The organism is Xylanibacter ruminicola, assembly GCF_900107775.1.
GTDB lineage: Bacteria > Bacteroidota > Bacteroidia > Bacteroidales > Bacteroidaceae > Prevotella > Prevotella ruminicola_C.
In genome coordinates this window covers 590,345-605,439 of sequence record NZ_FNRF01000002.1, presented here as the reverse complement: position 1 = coordinate 605,439, position 15,095 = coordinate 590,345, and the positions used below count along the sequence as shown (strand labels likewise).

The window sequence follows — 15,095 nt, the reverse complement described above, 5'->3', positions numbered from 1 at the left end:
TATCTTTGCACATCGTTAAAAATAAAGGTCAAAAAAGCAAATGGCAAAGTACAACATTATTGAAAAGAAAGAGAAGGCAGCGGCTTACAGAAGTTTGGTAAGCCCCAAAATGATGGACGAGATGCAGGAAAAAATCATGAACATCATCGTCATGCAGAAGAAGTATCGCGACAAGGATTATTCGGCAAAGAAACTTGCCGAGGATTTAGGCACAAACACACGTTACATCTCGGCTGTGGTAAACGTTCGTTTCCACATGAACTATACTTCGTTTGTAAATAAGTATAGAATAGACGAGGCGATGAGTATTCTGGTTGACAAGCGCTATCAGGATTTGCGCATGGAGGAGGTGAGTGATATGGTAGGTTTTGCTAACCGCCAGTCGTTCTACGCTTCGTTCTATCGCGTGATGGGTATGACTCCACGCGACTACCGCCTGCAGCACCTGGAGCAGCACCCAACCATGAAGGTAACAAACGTAAAACGTGGTCGCAAACCAAAAAATGCTAAATAAGCGTGGGATTTAACTATCAAGACGAGCGTTTTGCTGACTTGCAAATGCTCCGTTATCGTTTGAACGGGTTTGAAAAGCTATCGTTACAGCAGAAAAAGTTAGTTTACTACCTGTCGAAAGCAACGCTGTTCGGACGAGACATTACATTTGATCAGTTTGGAAAATACAACCTCCGCATCCGCAAGATGTTGGAGGTTGTATATGTTGATATGAATATGCCGCACGACAACGATGACTTCAAGGCTCTTGAGGTGTATCTGAAGCGCGTGTGGTTCTCTAGTGGTATTCACCATCACTATGGTTGCGAAAAGTTCAAGCCTGGCTTCTCGGCCGAGTATCTGCGCGAGGCATTGCATCAGGTTGAAGCATGCAAGTTGCCGCTGAAATCGGGCGAGACCATCGACGAGATGTGCGACGAACTCTTCCCAGTAATCTTCTACGAAGAGGTGATGCCTAAACGTGTGAATCAGGCCGACGGCGAGGATTTGCTGCTGACATCGGCCATGAACTTCTACGATGGTGTGACACAGGCCGAAGCCGAAGCATTTTACGAGCAGCAGAAGCAGCAGAACAAAATGCACGACACACCACCTTCGTATGGTTTGAACTCGACGTTGGTAAAGGAGAACGGCGAGGTAAAAGAGCTGGTATGGAAAGCCGACGGCAAGTATGGCAACACCATCCGACACATTATATATTGGTTAAGAAAAGCCTACGATGTGGCCGAGAATGATAAGCAGAAATCAAGCATTACTTTATTGATTATGTATTATCTGACAGGCGACTTGCAGTTCTTTAATCATTATTGTATAGAATGGCTGCAGGATAAGGAATCGAAAATCGACTTTATCAACGGATTTATCGAGGTGTATGGCGACCCATTAGGACTGAAAGGTTCGTGGGAAGGTCTGGTGGAGTATATCGACGAAGAGGCTACCCATCGCACACAAACCATCAGCCAGAACGCCCAGTGGTTCGAGGATCACTCGCCCGTAGATGAGCGTTTCCGTAAGCCAGTAGTAAAAGGCGTATCGGCCAATGTGATTTGTGCCGCTATGCTGGGTGGCGACGAATATCCCGCTACGGCCATCGGCATTAACCTGCCAAACGCCGACTGGATTCGTGCTGCTTACGGCAGTAAGAGCATTACCATCAGTAACATTACCGATGCGTATAACAAGGCCGCGAAGGGTAACGGTTTTAAGGAGGAGTTTGTGAGCGACGAAGAGACACTGCGCCTGATTGAGAAATACGGCGACGTGTGCGACGACCTGCATACCGACCTGCACGAGTGCTTAGGTCATGGTAGCGGACAGCTGTTGCCAGGCGTTGATCCCGATGCGTTGAAGGCTTACAGCAGCACGATAGAGGAGGCGAGAGCCGACCTGTTCGGATTGTACTATATAGCCGACAAGAAGCTGGTAGAGTTAGGCTTAGTGCCCGACGAAGAGGCGTACAAATCGCAGTATTATACCTATATGATGAACGGCTTGATGACGCAGCTGATACGTATCACCCCAGGCAACCAGCTGGAGGAGGCGCACATGCGTAACCGCGCGCTGATAGCCCACTGGTGCTACGAGAACGGCGACGCAATCAAACTGGTGAAACGCGAGGGTAAGACCTACGTTGAAATCAGCGATTATGCCGAGCTACGCACCTTGATTGCCCGTTTGCTGGCTGAGATTCAGCGTATTAAGAGCGAAGGCGACTACGAGGCTGCCCGCGACTTGGTGGAGCGTTATGCCGTAAAGGTAGATGCCGAGCTGCACGCTGAAGTATTAGACAGATACAAGAAGCTGAACCTGGCACCTTACAAGGGCTTTATCAATCCGCAGCTGATGCCCGTTTACGACGAAAACGGCGAAATAAGCGACATTACGGTAAGCTACAGCGAGAGTTATGCCCATCAGATGCTGCGCTACAGCGCGGAGTATGGCACATTAATTTAAAAATTTGAGATGGATATAAACCAACAGATAAAAGAGATTAAGCAATCATTCCGTCTGATGATGGACGGAATGGTTGCTGCTTCTATGCGCAATAAAGGCGCCAACTACAAACTGAACTGGGGTGCCACCTTGCCACGACTGAAGGCTAAGGCCGATGAAATCGGTAAGAACTACGACTTAGCAATAGCGTTGTGGAAGGAAAACGTGCGCGAATGCAAGATATTGGCCACCATGCTGATGCCAGCCGACAAGATGCTGCCTGAAGTAGTAGATATATGGATGGAACAAACTGATAGTCAGGAGATTGCAGAGCAAGCTTCATTTAATTTATATCAGTATCTGCCTTATGCTGCCGACAAGGCTTACACCTGGATGGCATCGGATAAGGAGCTGTATCAGCTGTGCGGATTCCATATTCTGTCGCGCCTGTTTATGAACAAACAGGAGCCCAACGAGCGTGGCATCAACGAGTTTATCGATCAGGCGTTAGCAGCCCTCGAAGGCAACAGCTTAATGGTGAAGAAAGCAGCCATGAATGCCATGATTAGATTTGCAGAACTTGGATTAGTATACGAACGTCTTGCAAAAAGTGCATTAAAAAAGGCTAATTTAGATTTTTTTTAAATAAAGTTTCTTTTATCTGCCCGAAAATGCGTACCTTTGTGCGGTTTTCTTGATAGATTCAGATGAAAGAAAGTGTAATTGTGGCCGTAGAAAGGCTTTTGGACAACTATCTTGAGAAGAACAATCATCGCAAGACACCTGAGCGATACACCATCCTCAGAGCCATCTACAGCATCAACGGGCACTTTACACTTGAAGACCTGAAAGCCCGACTGGCACAGGAGATGGATTTCCCCGTTAGCAGGGCTACCTTATATAATACGCTGAATCTGTTTATGTCGCTCCGACTGGTAGTCAGGCACCGCTTTCAAGGCTCGACCAAATACGAGGCCTGCTACGACAACCAGAGTCATTGTCATCAGATTTGCACCATGTGCGGTAAGGTTACTGAGGTTAAATCGCCTGAGATCATAGCTGCTGTGGAGAATATGCATCTGAAACGATTCAGAAAAGACGGTTTTACGCTGTATGTTTACGGTGTGTGCAGTAGCTGTCAGACCAAGATGACAAAGCGCAAGAAGACAACAACCGCGAAAAAGAAAAGTAACAACAAGAATAAAACTGAAAAATGAACAAAGGTAAAGTAGATGTCCTGCTGGGCTTGCAGTGGGGCGACGAAGGAAAAGGTAAGGTGGTCGACGTACTGACCCCTAAGTACGATGTGGTTGCCCGTTTTCAGGGTGGTCCTAACGCTGGTCATACGCTGGAGTTTGAGGGTCAGAAGTATGTGCTTCGCTCAATCCCTTCAGGTATTTTCCAGGGCGACAAGGTAAACATTATCGGTAATGGTGTAGTGCTGGCTCCAGACCTGTTTATGGAAGAGGCCAAGGCACTCGAGGCAAGCGGACATGAGCTGCGCAGCCGTCTGCACATCTCAAAGAAGGCCCATCTTATCATGCCTACCCACCGTGTGCTGGATGCTGCCTACGAGGCTCAGAAGGGTAAGGATAAGGTAGGTACTACCGGTAAGGGTATCGGTCCTACTTATACCGACAAGGTAAGCCGTACCGGTTTGCGTGTTGGTGATATCCTTGAGAACTTTGAGGAGAAGTACGCTAAGGCAAAGGCTCGCCACGAGGCTATCCTGAAGTCGCTCAACTTTGAGTACGACATCACCGAGGTAGAGAAGAAATGGCTGGAGGGTATCGAGTACCTGCGCCAGTTCCCTATCGTAGATTCAGAGCACGAGCTGAACAACCTGCTGAAGAGTGGTAAGAGCGTGCTTTGCGAGGGTGCTCAGGGTACTATGCTCGACGTCGACTTCGGTTCGTATCCTTTTGTTACATCATCTAACACCATCTGCGCTGGTGCTTGCACAGGTCTGGGTATCGGTCCCAACAAGATTGGCGACGTTTACGGTATCATGAAGGCTTACTGCACACGTGTAGGTGCAGGTCCATTCCCCACAGAGCTGTTCGACGAGACAGGTAAGAAGATTCGCGACCTGGGTCACGAGTACGGTGCTGTTACCGGTCGTGAGCGTCGTTGCGGTTGGATCGACCTGGTAGCCCTGAAGTACTCTATCATGGTGAATGGTGTTACCCAGCTGATTATGATGAAGAGCGACGTGTTGGATGGTTTCGACACCATCAAGGCTTGCGTAGCCTACAAGCAGAACGGACAGGAGATCGATTACTTCCCATACAACATCGAGGATGGTATCGAGCCCGTATATCAGGAGCTGCCAGGCTGGAAGACCGACATGACCAAGTTTACCAGCGAGGATCAGTTCCCTAAAGAGTTCAACGATTACATCAAATTCCTCGAGGCTCAGTTAGAGACGCCTATCAAGATTATCTCTATCGGCCCCGACCGCGATCAAACAATTGTAAGAAAGTAATAAATGGCACAGAAACCAAGTATTCCTAAAGGAACGCGTGACTTTTCGCCAATGGAGATGGCGAAGCGCAATTATATTTTCGACACCATCAAACAGGTGTATCAGCTCTACGGCTTTCAGCAGATAGAGACCCCCGCTATGGAAACCCTCGGCACACTGATGGGTAAATATGGCGAGGAAGGCGACAAACTGCTGTTTAAGGTGCTGAACTCGGGCGACTACCTCTCGAAAGTTACACCCGAGGAACTGGCTGAGCGTAACTCGCTGCGATTGGCAGCCAAACTCTGCGAAAAGGGTTTGCGTTACGACCTGACCGTACCTTTTGCCCGCTACGTGGTGATGCATCGCGAAGAACTGCAGCTGCCTTTCAAGCGCTACCAGATGCAGCCCGTTTGGCGCGCCGACCGTCCACAGAAGGGGCGTTACCGTGAGTTCTGGCAGTTTGATGGCGACATCGTAGGTTCCGACTCGTTGCTGAACGAGGTGGAGCTGATGCAGATTGTGGACACCGTATTCAGCCGTTTCGGCGTACGTGTTCAGATCAAGATCAACAACCGCAAGATCCTGACTGGTATCGCCGAGGTAATCGGTGCTGCCGAGAAGATTGTGGATATCACCGTTGCTATCGACAAGCTGGATAAGATCGGACTCGACAACGTGAACCAGGAGCTGCGTGAGGACGGACTCTCTGACGAGCAGATTGAGAAGCTACAGCCTATCATCTCGCTCGAGGGTACCAACGACGAGAAGCTGAACACCATCGCTGAGGTTCTGGCTACCAGCGAGACTGGACTGAAGGGCGTTGAGGAAACACGCTTTATTCTCGACACACTGAAGACTCTCGGACTGAAGAACGAGATTCAGCTCGACCTGACTCTGGCTCGCGGTTTGAACTACTACACAGGTGCCATCTTCGAGGTTAAGGCACTCGACGTACAGATTGGTTCGATCACTGGTGGTGGTCGTTATGACAACCTGACTGGTATCTTCGGTATGCCTGGTATCTCGGGTGTAGGTATCAGCTTTGGTGTAGACCGTATCTTCGACGTGTTGAACGCACTCGACTGCTATCCAAAGGATGCTACCAACGGCACCCAGCTGCTGTTCATCAACTTCGGCGATAAGGAGACAGCTTACTGTCTGCCATCAGTTGCTAAGGCTCGCGAGGCTGGCATCCGCACAGAGATATTCCCCGATTCGACCAAGATGAAGAAGCAGATGTCGTATGCTAACGCTAAGCAGATTCCATTTGTAGCACTTGCTGGTGAGAACGAGATGGCTGCCGGCAAGCTGACACTGAAGAATATGGAAACTGGTGAGCAGAGTCTGATCACCATCGACGAAATCATCAAAACGATTCTTGCATAATCGTTGATATAACTATCCAATCCCCCTCCGCACGTTGGAGGGGGATTTCTACTAAAACAATTAAAACAATGAAGAAATTTACGTTTTCACTCCTTTTGGGCGGATTATTGCTTTTTACGGCGATGACTCCCGACAAGCACACCACCATTTTTGTGATTGGCGACTCAACAGCAGCCAACAAGGATACAACTGGTGGTAAGCAGGAGCGCGGGTGGGGTATGATGCTGCAGGAGTGCTTTGATGCCGATTACATTGTGGTAGATAACCACGCTGTGAACGGTCGCAGCTCGAAGAGTTTCATCAACGAAGGCCGCTGGGACAAGGTACTGGAACGTATCAAACCAGGCGACTATGTGATTATCCAGTTCGGCCATAACGACGAGAAACCCAAAGCCGATCGCCATACCGATCCAGGCTCAACATTCGACTACAATCTGGCCAAATACGTGCGCGAAACCCGCGAGCGTGGTGGCATTCCAGTATTGATGAACCCGGTAGTGCGTCGCAACTTTTTTGTGGTAGCACCTCAGAACGACGACGACGAGAAGCTACGCACATCTACCTTTAAGGACGGCGTGAAAATGATTGAGGGCGACACGCTTTACGATACCCACGGCCTGTATCGTGTGGCACCAAAGGATGTGGCCACCCGCATGAACTGCCACTTTGTAGATGCCAACACCATTACCCACAACCTGGAGCAGGGTTTGGGAACCGAGGCGTCTAAGAAGCTGCACATGTGGTATCGACCCGGCGAAGAGCCATCGGAGCCAAAGGGCAAGCAGGACAATACACATTATAATATATATGGCGCCAGAGTGGTAGCCAATCTGCTGGCCGATGCACTCTGCCAAGAGATTCCCGTGCTGAGTAAATATCGTAAGAAATAACATAATTACGCAACATTTTAAAATAAATCCTGCAAAATACTTGCGGGATTTATTTTTTATGCTTATATTTGCAGCAGAAGAATATTGTACTAACAAAATATCATGTATTAATAACTAAACAAATTACAATTATGACAAAGAAATTTATCTGTGCTGTTTGTGGTTACATCTACGAAGGCGAGAATCCTCCCGAGAAGTGTCCAATCTGTAAGGCTCCTGCCTCTAAGTTCTCTGAGCTGAAGGACGATGGCGACGTAACTTATGCTACCGTTCATCGTATTGGCGATGGTAAGCCCGAGGGTGTATCGGAAGAGATGATTAACGACCTGCGTGCACACTTCAATGGTGAGTGCGGCGAAGTTGGTATGTATCTGGCTATGGCTCGTCAGGCCGACCGTGAGGGTTATCCTGAGATTGCAGAGGCATTTAAGCGTTATGCTTTCGAGGAGGCCGATCACGCTTCACGCTTTGCTGAGCTGCTGGGCGAGTGCGTATGGGACACCAAGACCAATCTGGAGAAGCGTGCTGCTGCCGAGGCTGGTGCTTGCGAGGATAAGTTCCGTATTGCCAAGAACGCTAAGGCTGCCGGATTCGATGCTATCCACGACACCGTTCACGAGATGGCTAAGGACGAGGCCCGTCATGGTGCAGGCTTTGCTGGATTGCTGAAACGCTATTTTGGCAAGTAATCTACACAATAAATTAAAGAATAATCCGTTTTATCATTAAGATGAAACGGATTTTCTTTTTTATATCACTGATACTGGGCCTGGTGGCCTGCGCCGATGACGACTCGTTCTCGACCAGTACAGGCTTGCGCCTCGATTTTCCTTCAGACACTATCAAACTGGATACCGTATTCAGCCGTACGGCATCATCTACCTATACCTTCTGGGTAAACAACCGAAATGATAATGGCGTGAAACTGCAAAGCGTACACTTGAAACGCGGCAACCAGACGGGCTTTCGCGTTAATGTGGATGGCATGTATCTGGACAACAACAATGGTTCGCAAACCAACGATGTTGAGATTCGTAAGAACGACAGCGTTCTTGTGGTTGTAGAGATAACGCCGTATGAAACCTATCAGACTACGCCCAAAGAGATTACCGATGAATTGGTGTTTTTAATGGAGAGCGGTACCGAACAGAGCGTTTGTTTGAAGGCATGGGCTTGGGATGCCATCAAATGCGAGCAGCCCGTGATTGAGCGCGATTCGGTGATAGAATCAGATAAGCCTTTGGTGATATACGGCGATTTCATCGTAAAGGAAGGGGCGCATCTCACCATCCGTAACACCACACTTTACTTCCATGCCGACGCTGGGATGGAGGTATATGGAACACTGCATACCGACAACTGCACCATGCGTGGCGACCGTCTGGATCGTATGTTCTCGTATCTGCCATACGATCGCGTGCCTGGTCAGTGGAAGGGTATCAGATTCTACAATATATCAAACAATAACGTATTGAACACCACACAGATACGTAATTCTAATCAAGGTTTGATTTGCGATTCTTCAGCCATCGACAGCACGCATTATCGCCTTAAAATGCAGCAATGCGTGGTACATAATTGTCAGGGCGACGGCATAAAGTTAACTAATGCGCACGTGCGCTTGGAGAACTGTCAGCTGACGAATGCGATGGGCGACTGCGTGAATATTAACGGTGGAATGGTAGAAATAGTGTATTGCACCCTGGCGCAATTCTATCCCTTTACAGGTGGGCGTGGAGCAGCCTTGCGTTTTACCAACCAAACATCACCTTTATATAATATGATGTGCGAAGGCACCATCATCACAGGTTACGACGATGATGTACTGATAGGCGAACAGGCCAAAGATGGCGCAGCGTTTAACTATACGTTCACCCACAGCTTGCTACGAACACCCAAGATTGACGATACAGCCCATTTCAACGATATTATCTGGGAATCACCCAATGACGAGATTCAAGGAAAAGCCCATTTCATCAAGATTGATGAAGACAACCTTGACTACGATTTCCACCTCGATGTTTTATCGACGGCGGCGGGATTGGGATGTTATCGTTAAAATTCAGAGAAAGTGAGCGGCATCAGCTCTCTTACGCCATCAATCACATATACGTACTTTTTTCCGTACAGCAGAATGCGTATGGGGGCTTTGGCACGAGTCTCAGATTCGATGATGACCTGACGGCATGAGCCACAAGGACCAACGGGTTCTTCTTCCAGATCGCCATGAGTACCACGAGCGGCAATGGCCAGCATGCGTACAGGCTGATCGGGATACTGAGCGCCGGCTGCAAACAAGGCGGTACGCTCGGCGCATAAGCCTGATGGATAAGCTGCATTCTCCTGATTGCAACCTATAATTTCAACACCATTGTCCAAACGTACTGCTGCACCTACACAAAACTTAGAGTAGGGGGCATAGCTGCGGCTTGTAGCCTCGATAGCAAGCTCTACCAAGTGGCGTTCATCAGCACTCAGTTCTTCCATGGCGTACACTTTAATTACCGACTTTAGCTCCAGTTCTCTCATAAAAATCCTATATTTTTCTGCAAAAATACAAATAATTCGAGAGAAATCATTACTTTTGCACAAATAAAATGCATAATATGAGAAAATTTATAGTATTCATAGCTTTTTTCCTGTCGGTTTCGGCGTTTTCGCAGATCAGATGGAATCAAGCCTATCAACAATATGTAGATCAATATAAGGACATTGCCATCGAGCAGATGCAGCGTTATCGCATACCTGCATCTATTACTTTGGCGCAGGGGTTGTTGGAGAGCGGTGCTGGTAGAAGTGAGCTCACCCGCACCAGTAACAACCACTTTGGTATTAAGTGCAATAACGGTTGGACGGGTCCACGTACGTATCACGATGATGATGCGCGTAACGACTGTTTCCGTGTGTACAGCAATGCCTACGAGTCGTACGAAGACCACTCGAAATTCCTGGCAGCCAACCAGCGTTACCGTTCGCTGTTTAATCTGAAAACCACCGATTACAAGGGTTGGGCTCGCGGACTGAAGGCTGCCGGTTATGCCACAAATCCCATTTATGCCGAGAAGCTGATTGAGATTATACAGATGTATAAGCTCTACCAGTACGACAGTGCCAAGGGCTACGATCACTTTATGGCTCAGCGCACCAAGGATCAAGAGGTGGGCGGTGCTTCGCTGCACTCCATCAAGATATTTAATAAGAACTATTATATGATTGCCCGTCGCGGCGATACCTTCAAGTCGATAGGCGAGGAGGTTGGCATCAGCTACCGCAAGATAGCCAAATACAACGAGCGTCATCGCAAGGACAAGTTGGAAGAGGGCGAGATTATATGGCTGAAGAAGAAACAGCGCAAGGCACCAAAGGATTACAAGGGCCGACTGCACTACGTGCGCGATGGCGAGTCGATGTACACTATCGCCCAGAAATACGGTATCCGTCTGAAGAATCTGTATAAGATGAACCATCTGACGCCCGACTACCAGATTCGTGTGGGTGATGGTCTGCGCTTGAGATAAAAAATAGTAGAGGGCTCAATGCCCTCTACATCTATGAGCGGAATACGGGAATCGAACCCGCCTCCCAGGCTTGGGAAGCCCGTGCACTACCGATGTGCTAATTCCGCAACACTGAATAAGATCTCTGAGTTTTGCTTAGAAGAGCCGATAGCCGGACTCGAACCGGCGACCCACGCATTACGAATGCGTTGCTCTACCAACTGAGCCATATCGGCAGGTCTCCTTTAGCGGGTGCAAAAGTAACATTTTTATTTGGTACCTGCAAATTTTCCGCCCTTTTTTTTCGTTTAAGCCTATTTTTTTGTGTAATCAGCACACTGTTGAGATAAATCAAGGTTTTGATTTTGGTCAATAAAAAGACTGTGTTCGCACACAAAACACACAAAGTATGCTCATTCTATCAAAAATCGTCGTACCTTTGCATCGTCAAAAGACATAAAGGATAACTACAATAGGTAAAAGTAGGGCGGCAAAAAGACCGTTCCGAGTAAAGAAAAGAAAGGGTAAAAAGATGAAAAAGATATTTTATACATTGGTTGCTTTGCTGTGCATGACTACAGCTTCTGCTAAGAATGAGGCAGCTGCCCCAGAGGCAACCAACGTTGCTGCTTATGATTTGAACATCAATATCAGCAGACTCTCAGACGCTCTGAACCTGACAAACGATCAGAAAGAGGCTGTAGAGAACATCTACAACATGTTTAATACTGAGATGAGTTATGCTACACAGTACAGCAGTAGCGAGCGCGAGATTATGGTTAAGCGCGCTATCGATACTGATGTGAAGCATATGAGCTACGTACTTAACGACGAACAGATGAGTAAGTACATGGCCATTCTCAATGCCACGATCAAAAACCGTGGAATAATAAAGTAAGAATTCATATTTGTTTTTAGTTAGTAATTGGTTAGTCTATTTCTGGGGTATTCGTGAGAATACCCCTTAAATTTTTTATGTCATATATGTATTTTGCGGATTAACAGAATATCCTTCTGCAGATTGTAGATAAACAGCAGCAGTTGGTTGGCCAGATTATCAGCATTCTCAAAGCTCTTGGCTTCGCTATATACGCTAATAGCAGATGTGGCAGTCGCCTTGTGCAGATATACCCAACGATCAGGAAAGTCAATCTTTAGCCCGTCAACATCGCTTATCTGTGCACTATCGTCGTGTACAAAGCGATTCTCAACTCTCTTAAGTACTGATTCTACATCGATACTGGGTGCAAGGTCGATATGATTTTTTACGATGTGGTAGTTGGGTAGGGTGCTGCGCAGCTGACTAACGGTACACTGCTGTTGAGCCAGACTGCTGAGAAAAAGCACAATGCCCACCAGTACACTGCTTTCGTAACTGTACTCGGGATAGATGATGCCACCATTATCCTCGCCGCCAATTACAGCGCCCACCTCTTTTATCTTTTCCACAACGCTGGTCTGACCTACAGCTGAGGTATAGTGACAGCCACCATGTTTCAGTGTTATATCGTGCAATGCCCGCGTGCAATTAATACTGCTAACAGTATGACCTGGAGTACGGCCAAGCACGTAGTCGGCTACAGCAACCAGCGTATAGTCCTGACCAAACATAGTGCCATCTTCGCAAATAATCGACAAACTGCAGGTTTGAGTATCAACCACCAAACCAAGGTCGAACCCATCCTTTTTAGTACGATTCAAAATGCCATACTTGTCGTTCTGCAGCATCAGATAATCAACGTTAAGAGCACGGAACAACTCTGCCAAAACAATGCAATCGTCAGAGTTAACTGCATCAACACATACATGGAACTTGCGCTCGCGAATGGCATCAGCCTCAACTAATTTTAAATTCAAAAGTGTTTCGATATCCTGTTTAATAAGAGCCATAAATTAATTTTCGTGTATAATTATATAATAGGTGTAGGATTATTTCTTTTCGTCCTGATGATATTTGATGCGATACTCCATCGGTGTCATGCCCGAGTGTTCCTTGAAGTACTTGCCAAAGAACGAGGCATTGGCGAAGTGTAGATCATCGGCTATCTGCTGCATGGTCATATCGGTATATCGCAATCTGTTCTCTATGGCCTGAAGCGTAAAAAAGGCCACTATAACGCTAGGCTTGCGGTGCATGGTTTCCATCAGCAGTTTCGACAGATACTTGGGCGTAACATTCAGCATCTGGGCAAACTCATCCACGCGACGTATGCGCCCATCGCTCTGTTCAACCAACTGTACAAAGCGGTCGGCCAGTTTCCTGCCGTGCAGTCCGCTATTATTAATAAGGTTGTTATCCTTGAGAATGTTATTGCCGCGACGCAGTACCGATAGCACCTCGAGCAGGAATGCACCTACGATAGAATGCGTAATCTCGGGATAGAGTAGCTGAGAACTGTTACGCATGTGGTAACTTAGCTGTTTGAAGTAGGTCTCGAACTGGGCTGCATCGGTGTCGCTCAGTGTTACCTTAGGATTATGCTTGAGCGGCAACAGATCGGCCAGACTGTTTTTTACATACATATTCATATTCCACATTTCGCCGCGTGAGAACCATAGCTCGCGACAATCAAAGTCGACCGACGACATAAACTTCTCAACCACCGAGTGGGCCATTAATAAAAACAAGTCGTTCTTACTTAACTGTACAGTATGACCGTCGTACTCAAACTGCGCCACACCAGCATTACAGATAATAACGAGCCCATGCTCTAAGGGACGTACCCTGCCAGCTGGAACGCCACCAAAGTGTTCCATAATCACCAGTTCGTCGCTGTCGGCTATTCGTAAACTGCCTGCTCCAGTTCTTGGTTTTAAGTCCTTGATATCCATATAATATTCGATATTTCACGTTGTCGGGTGCAAAAGTAGACATAAAAAATGAGAATTCAATGTTCTTTGAGTCATATTATATGTTCGGAGGGTGTCATAAGATATTAAAGTTACATTTTTTATTAGTATCTTTGCATCCGATATTTAATAAATTATTAGAAAATAAAATCAATTAATCAGTTTTATGAAACATCATCTCTACATCTGTGTTGCTGCTTTACTGTTAGCGGGAGCTGCTCCCATGCAGGCACAGAAGAAAACCCAAGCCAAAAGCAAAGGCAAAGGTACAACAACAAAAACTAACATTCTTTATGTAGAACCCGAGGAGCGCAACTACGCCCAGAACCTGGGTGGACACATGTTCTGGGACTATACCGCCAAAGAAGGAAATGGCTTGCAAACCGACTTTAAAATCAGTAAAGAGGAGCATAAGGCACTAGTAGAGAAATACTCGTACAGCACATACGAGGAAGCTTACAAGAATCTGCCCGTACTGCCTAATCCATCAGAAGTAGACACACGTGAGAAAATGACCCGCTATACAGTATGTGTAGTTGGACCACAGAACGAGGGCGTGGAGAATTACGAGCCCGAACCGGAACTGAAAGCCGAAAGCGACAGATTTAATAAGCTACGAATGGAGATTGCCAAGAAGGCGCGCAAAGGTCAGCCATTCGATACCATTCACGTAGACAAGAAATGGCCCCAATATAATAAGGTGCTCGACAAGATGAAAGCTGTTATTACATCGCTTTACAAAATGAATACCGACATCGTGCTTTATACCGAGGCTGCAGATTTCGACAGAGGATCGTGGCTGCTTGGAAAACAGGGCGGTGTACCACGATTCTATTACAATATTTATTCACCACTGGTAAAGCAGATAATTAAAGAGTGGTTCGGGTCGACTGAGTGCAAGCAGGTGCAGGCCATCGAGGACGAACTGCGTGCCCGCGTAGCAGCCGAAAACCCCAAGAAAACACCCGACTGGTTTATAGAGGGACGTAAGCGCGAAGGCGAGATTGTAGCCCAGTACAACCGCAAGCTTTTACAGCGCTGGATTCAGAAATCGCCAACAGCAACCTTAGCATCCTATAAAAATGCCATAGCCAAACTGATAGCCTACAATAAAGAGGTAGAAGCCATACGTGGCAACGATGCCATCACACCCGAATATATCTCGGCACGCTATTCGGTAAAAGGCGGCTTAACCCAGCTGTTCGCCTATTATTATTACCTGATGGACCTCTCCGACATTCCCCTTGTACGCACTCCTGCCACACAAGAGGGCGCCAAGAAGTTCAAACTCGAAGATTCCCCCTGGAAACTGTCGTATCCTTATAATTTAAGAAGAGAATAACCACCAGCGATTAGGGGTAACACCTCAATCGTTAATAAAATTCTTGGTGGTCATATCATAATATAATGCCTCGAGCTCCTGTAGAGTCAAGTGCTCTACAGAGTGCTCGATTATTCGTATCAACTCTTCGCGACGAAAGTCTTCCGACTTCGTGAACTTATCCATGTATCCCATAATTTGTTAATTTTGGGCACAAAATTACACATAAAACTCGAATA

The 15,095-nt window shown here is 47.1% G+C and carries 16 protein-coding genes and 2 tRNA genes; 12 read left to right on the top strand and 6 right to left on the bottom strand.

Annotated features, from left to right (window positions below):
* Positions 1-40: 40 nt before the first annotated feature.
* From BLU97_RS06660 to BLU97_RS06620, 9 genes are all read left to right on the top strand, one after another.
* The gene (locus tag BLU97_RS06660) at positions 41-514 is read left to right on the top strand and encodes a helix-turn-helix domain-containing protein (RefSeq protein ID WP_074760791.1); all 474 of its coding nucleotides are present in this window, start codon (positions 41-43) and stop codon (positions 512-514) included.
* Positions 515-558: 44 nt separating this feature from the next.
* Complete coding sequence (locus BLU97_RS06655) at positions 559-2,466, top strand: dipeptidyl peptidase 3 (protein ID WP_254771682.1); 1,908 nt, start codon at positions 559-561, stop codon at positions 2,464-2,466.
* Between the two features lie 9 nt (positions 2,467-2,475).
* Positions 2,476-3,090, top strand: coding sequence for a DNA alkylation repair protein (locus BLU97_RS06650; protein WP_074760789.1), 615 nt, complete (start codon positions 2,476-2,478; stop codon positions 3,088-3,090).
* 62 nt (positions 3,091-3,152) lie between these two features.
* Positions 3,153-3,662 (top strand): Fur family transcriptional regulator, encoded by a 510-nt coding sequence (locus BLU97_RS06645; protein ID WP_074760788.1) that lies wholly within the window; start codon positions 3,153-3,155, stop codon positions 3,660-3,662.
* Positions 3,659-4,930, top strand: coding sequence for an adenylosuccinate synthase (locus BLU97_RS06640; protein ID WP_028908548.1), 1,272 nt, complete (start codon positions 3,659-3,661; stop codon positions 4,928-4,930). The genes BLU97_RS06645 and BLU97_RS06640 overlap by 4 nt, the downstream gene beginning before the upstream one ends.
* 3 nt (positions 4,931-4,933) lie before the next feature.
* On the top strand, positions 4,934-6,298 hold the full coding sequence (gene hisS / locus BLU97_RS06635; RefSeq protein WP_074760787.1) for a histidine--tRNA ligase: 1,365 nt from the start codon (positions 4,934-4,936) through the stop codon (positions 6,296-6,298).
* Between the two features lie 68 nt (positions 6,299-6,366).
* Positions 6,367-7,188, top strand: coding sequence for a rhamnogalacturonan acetylesterase (locus tag BLU97_RS06630; protein WP_254771676.1), 822 nt, complete (start codon positions 6,367-6,369; stop codon positions 7,186-7,188).
* Positions 7,189-7,319: 131 nt separating this feature from the next.
* Complete coding sequence (locus BLU97_RS06625; protein WP_013064684.1) at positions 7,320-7,877, top strand: NADH peroxidase; 558 nt, start codon at positions 7,320-7,322, stop codon at positions 7,875-7,877.
* Positions 7,878-7,918: 41 nt separating this feature from the next.
* Positions 7,919-9,247, top strand: coding sequence for a right-handed parallel beta-helix repeat-containing protein (locus BLU97_RS06620; protein WP_074760785.1), 1,329 nt, complete (start codon positions 7,919-7,921; stop codon positions 9,245-9,247).
* On the opposite strand, the gene BLU97_RS06615 is transcribed toward BLU97_RS06620, so the two are convergent.
* On the bottom strand, positions 9,244-9,717 hold the full coding sequence (locus BLU97_RS06615; protein ID WP_074760784.1) for a cytidine deaminase: 474 nt from the start codon (positions 9,715-9,717) through the stop codon (positions 9,244-9,246). The genes BLU97_RS06620 and BLU97_RS06615 overlap by 4 nt on opposite strands.
* A 77-nt stretch (positions 9,718-9,794) precedes the next feature.
* Here BLU97_RS06615 and BLU97_RS06610 point away from each other — a divergent pair, with 77 nt between their 5' ends.
* Positions 9,795-10,706: a glucosaminidase domain-containing protein gene (locus BLU97_RS06610; RefSeq protein WP_074760783.1), complete on the top strand. Its 912-nt coding sequence runs from the start codon at positions 9,795-9,797 to the stop codon at positions 10,704-10,706.
* Positions 10,707-10,742: 36 nt separating this feature from the next.
* Here BLU97_RS06610 and BLU97_RS06605 read toward each other — a convergent pair.
* Together BLU97_RS06605 and BLU97_RS06600 are read right to left on the bottom strand one after the other, a co-directional pair.
* Positions 10,743-10,813, bottom strand: a tRNA-Gly gene (locus BLU97_RS06605).
* Positions 10,814-10,848: 35 nt separating this feature from the next.
* A tRNA-Thr gene (locus BLU97_RS06600) sits at positions 10,849-10,921 on the bottom strand.
* Between the two features lie 296 nt (positions 10,922-11,217).
* Here BLU97_RS06600 and BLU97_RS06595 point away from each other — a divergent pair.
* A complete protein-coding gene (locus tag BLU97_RS06595) occupies positions 11,218-11,583 on the top strand; it encodes a hypothetical protein (protein WP_074760782.1) in 366 nt (121 codons plus the stop codon).
* Between the two features lie 80 nt (positions 11,584-11,663).
* On the opposite strand, the gene BLU97_RS06590 is transcribed toward BLU97_RS06595, so the two are convergent.
* Both BLU97_RS06590 and BLU97_RS06585 read right to left on the bottom strand, forming a co-directional pair.
* The gene (locus tag BLU97_RS06590) at positions 11,664-12,542 is read right to left on the bottom strand and encodes a hypothetical protein (protein ID WP_175456320.1); all 879 of its coding nucleotides are present in this window, start codon (positions 12,540-12,542) and stop codon (positions 11,664-11,666) included.
* A 72-nt stretch (positions 12,543-12,614) separates the two neighbouring features.
* A complete protein-coding gene (locus BLU97_RS06585) occupies positions 12,615-13,517 on the bottom strand; it encodes an AraC family transcriptional regulator (protein WP_074760780.1) in 903 nt (300 codons plus the stop codon).
* Positions 13,518-13,701: 184 nt separating this feature from the next.
* Here BLU97_RS06585 and BLU97_RS06580 point away from each other — a divergent pair, with 184 nt between their 5' ends.
* Complete coding sequence (locus BLU97_RS06580; RefSeq protein WP_074760779.1) at positions 13,702-14,877, top strand: hypothetical protein; 1,176 nt, start codon at positions 13,702-13,704, stop codon at positions 14,875-14,877.
* A gap of 24 nt (positions 14,878-14,901) precedes the next feature.
* Here BLU97_RS06580 and BLU97_RS15995 read toward each other — a convergent pair whose 3' ends face one another.
* Positions 14,902-15,051, bottom strand: a complete 150-nt coding sequence (locus BLU97_RS15995; RefSeq protein WP_155267563.1) for a hypothetical protein — start codon at positions 15,049-15,051, stop codon at positions 14,902-14,904.
* Positions 15,052-15,095 lie beyond the last annotated feature (44 nt).

What these genes read in the sequence shown, in the direction of transcription:
- BLU97_RS06615 (WP_074760784.1), bottom strand. Translation starts at nt 9,717, where the DNA reads ATGAGAGAACTGGAGCTAAAGTCGGTAATTAAAGTGTACGCCATGGAA.
- BLU97_RS06620 (WP_074760785.1), top strand. Translation starts at nt 7,919, where the DNA reads ATGAAACGGATTTTCTTTTTTATATCACTGATACTGGGCCTGGTGGCC.
- BLU97_RS06655 (WP_254771682.1), top strand. Translation starts at nt 559, where the DNA reads ATGCTCCGTTATCGTTTGAACGGGTTTGAAAAGCTATCGTTACAGCAG.
- BLU97_RS06645 (WP_074760788.1), top strand. Translation starts at nt 3,153, where the DNA reads ATGAAAGAAAGTGTAATTGTGGCCGTAGAAAGGCTTTTGGACAACTAT.
- BLU97_RS06580 (WP_074760779.1), top strand. Translation starts at nt 13,702, where the DNA reads ATGAAACATCATCTCTACATCTGTGTTGCTGCTTTACTGTTAGCGGGA.
- hisS (WP_074760787.1), top strand. Translation starts at nt 4,934, where the DNA reads ATGGCACAGAAACCAAGTATTCCTAAAGGAACGCGTGACTTTTCGCCA.
- BLU97_RS06595 (WP_074760782.1), top strand. Translation starts at nt 11,218, where the DNA reads ATGAAAAAGATATTTTATACATTGGTTGCTTTGCTGTGCATGACTACA.
- BLU97_RS06630 (WP_254771676.1), top strand. Translation starts at nt 6,367, where the DNA reads ATGAAGAAATTTACGTTTTCACTCCTTTTGGGCGGATTATTGCTTTTT.
- BLU97_RS06650 (WP_074760789.1), top strand. Translation starts at nt 2,476, where the DNA reads ATGGATATAAACCAACAGATAAAAGAGATTAAGCAATCATTCCGTCTG.
- BLU97_RS06660 (WP_074760791.1), top strand. Translation starts at nt 41, where the DNA reads ATGGCAAAGTACAACATTATTGAAAAGAAAGAGAAGGCAGCGGCTTAC.
- BLU97_RS06640 (WP_028908548.1), top strand. Translation starts at nt 3,659, where the DNA reads ATGAACAAAGGTAAAGTAGATGTCCTGCTGGGCTTGCAGTGGGGCGAC.
- BLU97_RS15995 (WP_155267563.1), bottom strand. Translation starts at nt 15,051, where the DNA reads ATGGGATACATGGATAAGTTCACGAAGTCGGAAGACTTTCGTCGCGAA.
- BLU97_RS06585 (WP_074760780.1), bottom strand. Translation starts at nt 13,517, where the DNA reads ATGGATATCAAGGACTTAAAACCAAGAACTGGAGCAGGCAGTTTACGA.
- BLU97_RS06625 (WP_013064684.1), top strand. Translation starts at nt 7,320, where the DNA reads ATGACAAAGAAATTTATCTGTGCTGTTTGTGGTTACATCTACGAAGGC.
- BLU97_RS06610 (WP_074760783.1), top strand. Translation starts at nt 9,795, where the DNA reads ATGAGAAAATTTATAGTATTCATAGCTTTTTTCCTGTCGGTTTCGGCG.